This is a genomic window from Haloarcula sp. JP-Z28 (assembly GCF_011440255.1).
In the GTDB taxonomy this organism is placed as follows: Archaea; Halobacteriota; Halobacteria; order Halobacteriales; family Haloarculaceae; genus Haloarcula; species Haloarcula marismortui.
Genome location: NZ_JAAOHT010000169.1, coordinates 1 through 891 on the forward strand (window position 1 = coordinate 1; position 891 = coordinate 891).

Genomic DNA, 891 nt, shown 5'->3' on the forward strand with positions numbered 1-891 from the left:
GGCTGTGGTGAATCGCCAGACGTAGCTTGATTTCACTGTTTCAGAGACTGCTTGATGTTGTGAACCGTACACATCAGGACGAGTTCACGAAATTCACCGTACCAGGTTCGCGCACGCACGGCGTCGCCGAGCGTGCGCTTGATCGTCGAGAAGACGGTTTCACACATCGCTCGTTGACGGTAGCGAGGTCCATCGATCCGCGCGTTATGTGCGTGATCGATGGGCTGGAACTCACGATGTTTGATCAGTGGTCTCACGCCTTCTTCGCGGAGTTTGTCGCGTAATTCCATCCAATCGTAGCCTTTGCCAGCCGAGCTGTGTGTCGTGGCGTTTCTCGGTCGTACAGTGAACGTCTAGAATCGCTTGCGTTTCTGTGTCGACGAGTGCTGTTGCTTTGAGCGTCTGAACCCGGTAATTCGTCCGCCGGCAGTAGTGTTTGCTAGCGTTTTCGCGGTCGAAAAACGTCGCGTCGATGGCGGCGTGACCGCTCGGCTCGTGCTCCTGCGCCGAAAGGCGCAGCAGCACTCGCCAGATCGCTGTCTTGATTCTGTCAAACCGCTTGACTAACGTCGAGTGGTCGGGGAGATCGGCCGCGTCGAGGCCGATCTCCCCGAGTATTTGTGGCATCTCACTCAGCAAATCAAGTGCTTCTCGGTAGGATTTTTGCAGGTAAACCCGCAGACAGTGCAGCGACACCACCGCATACTCGGCGAAGCCGCCACCCCCTTCGGGAGCGGCGACTTCGCCTCGCTCACCAACAGCATTTTTAGCTAACTGAACGACTTTGCTCGTGAAGCGGGAAATCTTCGACATTGACCATCGGCGATTCCCCGCTTCATTCCACTAGTTCTAACGGTCGAAACCGACGCAGTCCCGCGATTCACCAGAGCC

The 891-nt window shown here is 56.5% G+C and carries 1 pseudogene; it reads right to left on the reverse strand.

The features are described 5' to 3' along the window. Positions 1-32: 32 nt before the first annotated feature. Positions 33-813: pseudogene (locus G9463_RS23760) on the reverse strand (IS5 family transposase). Positions 814-891: the final 78 nt, after the last annotated feature.